The 2,978-nt window shown below is 58.0% G+C and carries 2 protein-coding genes and 1 rRNA gene; all 3 read right to left on the bottom strand.

Annotated features, from left to right (window positions below; genetic code table 11):
• Nucleotides 1-147: 147 nt before the first annotated feature.
• Nucleotides 148-1,395, bottom strand: coding sequence for a L,D-transpeptidase family protein (locus GM655_RS22435; RefSeq protein ID WP_155436880.1), 1,248 nt, complete (start codon nucleotides 1,393-1,395; stop codon nucleotides 148-150).
• The gene (locus GM655_RS22440) at nucleotides 1,395-2,696 is read right to left on the bottom strand and encodes a L,D-transpeptidase Cds6 family protein (protein WP_155436881.1); all 1,302 of its coding nucleotides are present in this window, start codon (nucleotides 2,694-2,696) and stop codon (nucleotides 1,395-1,397) included. Before GM655_RS22440 ends, GM655_RS22435 begins: the two co-directional genes overlap by 1 nt.
• Before the next feature lie 167 nt (nucleotides 2,697-2,863).
• Nucleotides 2,864-2,976: ribosomal RNA gene (gene rrf / locus GM655_RS22445) — 5S ribosomal RNA — on the bottom strand.
• Between the last annotated feature and the right edge of the window lie 2 nt (nucleotides 2,977-2,978).

Below are 2,978 nucleotides of genomic sequence, written 5' to 3' on the forward strand. Positions count from 1 at the left end.
CCCTAAGGATTTAAAGCCGATCCCTTCGGCCTGGTATCGCTGGACAACCTCCAACTTGAACTGCATTGTGTACTTCGCCAATGAAAAACCCCTAAAGTTGGCGTCCAACTTTAGGGGTTCAGTTCAAGATCAAGGGGCTTTTTTTTATCAGGACAGATTCGACTCGGCGACTATCTTCCAGTTCTTGCCTTCGCGCGCCCAATACTGCTTCTTGCGCACGGCATGGCGGAATTTGCCGGCCACGATTTGCTGAGTAAAACTGCTGACGATCATTTCTTCCTGACTAGGCTGACGGAAGAAAGCGGAATCCGTCACCGTCACACTGATGTTCTTGACCCCGGGCAGATAACGGTTCTTGTCCAGCCACGCATTGAGGTCGCCATCATTGCTGGTCCTGAAGCGGGCCGAATACAACGAACGCAGCGCCGTCTCGTCGCGGTTCTCCACGTCGCGGCGCCAGTTCTCTACCAGCGAGCTAGCCACGCGCAGATCACGCTCCAACTGTTCCTTGCTGACAAACTCCACCTGATCGCCGATCAGCACCGGCGTCTTGCCTACTTCCACGATACGGGTCAGCAGATTCAGGTCGTCATTGCTCACTACCACGCAGCCGTCGGTAGACAGCGGCGGACGGCTGAAGGTTTCGTTCGGCACACCATGCACCCAGATGCCGGAACCACCCCGCCCCTGTATCTTGTCCCAGTCATTCGGGTAATCGAGCGGCAGCGCGCCCTTGCCATACAAGTCAGGCAGCTTCACACCGGGCAGACGGCCGATGATGTTGTACACGCCTACGGGCGTGCGCATATCGCCTTCCTTGAGCTTGTTAATCCCCAGCTTGCCCTGGCTCACATAGAAGTCCTGCAGCAGACGGATCTGGTCGTTACGGTTTTCGTACAGATACAGGCGCGAATGCTTGGCATCGACGATCAGCGCATGGCGCTGGTCCTTGCGCATCTGCAGCAGTGCACGCGGCAGCAAGGTCGGCGATGGACGGCCCGGCTCAGCCTGCATACGTACGGTGGCTTCACGGCGCAGATCGGCCAGCTTGGCGTCTGTACCTGCTGGGGCCGTCGGCACCATGGCGGCCGCACCAAGCGCTGCCACAGGGCGGGTATGCATGAGCAGAATGTCGCCACGGATCAGGTGGCCCAGGCGGAAGGTCGGATAGGCCGCTACCAGTGCGTCGGCCTTCTGCTGCGCAGCGCGCAGATTATGCTGGGCCAGTTCCTTATGGATGTCGGCCAGCAGCGTTTCCGGATTAGCTTTCGCGGGCGCGACGGCCCGCGCTGGCTTTCTGGCGGCGTAACTAACCTCGCCAGCCAGCAGGCCGAAAAAAACGACGGACAGCGCAATGCGCGTCCGCCATGAAGTTTTAAATCTTGAATATGACATCAGCTACCCGAGGACTCCTGCTTGATCTGCCATTTTCCACCATTTTTGGTGAGCACGAGCACTTTCCGGCTTCGGGCCGTCAAACGATCCGATTCGTAGGTCTGGCGGAAGGTTACTTTCGCCGTATTTCCTGTCACCACAACTTCGGGCGAGCTGACTTCCACACGGATACGTCCCTTGCCTTCGATACGGCTACGGCGCTCTTCCGCCCAGGCCTTGTGAGTCATGCCCTTAGGCGGTTCGAAATCGCGGCTATAGTAACCGAGATAGGAATCCACATTCTGTGCCGTCCATGCTTTGGCCCAGCCATTCACCTGTGCCAATACCGCATCACGGTCGGTGGTATCCGGCTTGGCCGGTTTAGGCGCTTCCGGCTTGGCCGGCTTAGGCGGCTCTACCTTGGCCGGTTCAGGCTTGGCCACCACAGGCGCAGGGGCTGGCTTGGCTGGCTCAGGTTTGGTTTGCACCGGAACTGGCAGCGGCACAGGCACGGCCGGCTTGGTAGCGGCTGGTGCCGGCACCGGCGTCGGAGCAGGTGCGGGGGCAGGAGCTGGTTTGGCCGCCGCAGGCGGTGGTGGCGTCACGGACAACGCAGGTATCCGCGCCAGCATGGTGTTTTTGCCGCTATCGGCGGGAATCTGCGAAATCAGCGGCGGGGCAGCAGGACGGCCAGCTTGTGCCACTTGCGTTGCCGGGGCCGGGGCCGGGGCTGGTGCCGCAGCCGGAGCTGGGGCTGGTGCGGCCGCTGGAGGCAACTCAGGCACACTGCCTTTCACACCGGTGGTGCTGGAGAAGCTGCGCAGCAGCGTCAAGCGCGATTTCGATGGCGTATTGTTAGCGCCCAGTGCCAGTGCTTTATCGTAAGCCTGACTGGCCATCTTGCCATACACGTCACCCAGATTTTCATAGGCCGTCATATAGCTAGGGTTGGTGCGGATCGCCTTTTCCAGCGCAATACGGGCCTTATCGTACTGTCCGCTGGCAGCATAAAGCACCGCCAGATTGTTATACGGCTCCGGTAGATCTTTGTAATCTTCGGTTAGTTTGGTGAAGACGGCGATCGCCTCTTCAGACTTGTTCTGCTCCGTCAGCAGCACGCCTTTCATGAAGCGCATTTGCGGATCGGCAGGGTGTTTTGCGAGGTATTCGTTGGCTTTGCTCAGCGCTTCTACCACTTTACCGGCTTTGGCCAGCTTACCTACATCGGCAATCTCGTCGGCGTAGGCCGGCGCAAACATACAGAGGGATGCCACCATGCCAGCGGCAGTCAGAGCACGGTACAGCGCTGTCTTATTTTTCATCAGGATAGAAAGCAAGCACGAAAGTCCACATGGTACACCTTTAGTTTCTCTAACTCAAAATCTGGAGTGTAAACACCATGTGTTTTTTGCTACACAAATGCAAAAACCCCCACCAGCTCTGTATGCGATCAATTCGCATATGGCGGTGGGGGTCCTCTTAATAACTAGCTTGACGATAACCTACTTTCACACTGGTTGCAGCACTATCATCGGCGCAGAGTTGTTTCACGGTCCTGTTCGGGATGGGAAGGGGTGGGACCAACTTGCTATGGTCATCAAGCT

Source organism: Pseudoduganella danionis (genome assembly GCF_009720775.1).
In the GTDB taxonomy this organism is placed as follows: domain Bacteria; phylum Pseudomonadota; class Gammaproteobacteria; order Burkholderiales; family Burkholderiaceae_D; genus Rugamonas; species Rugamonas danionis.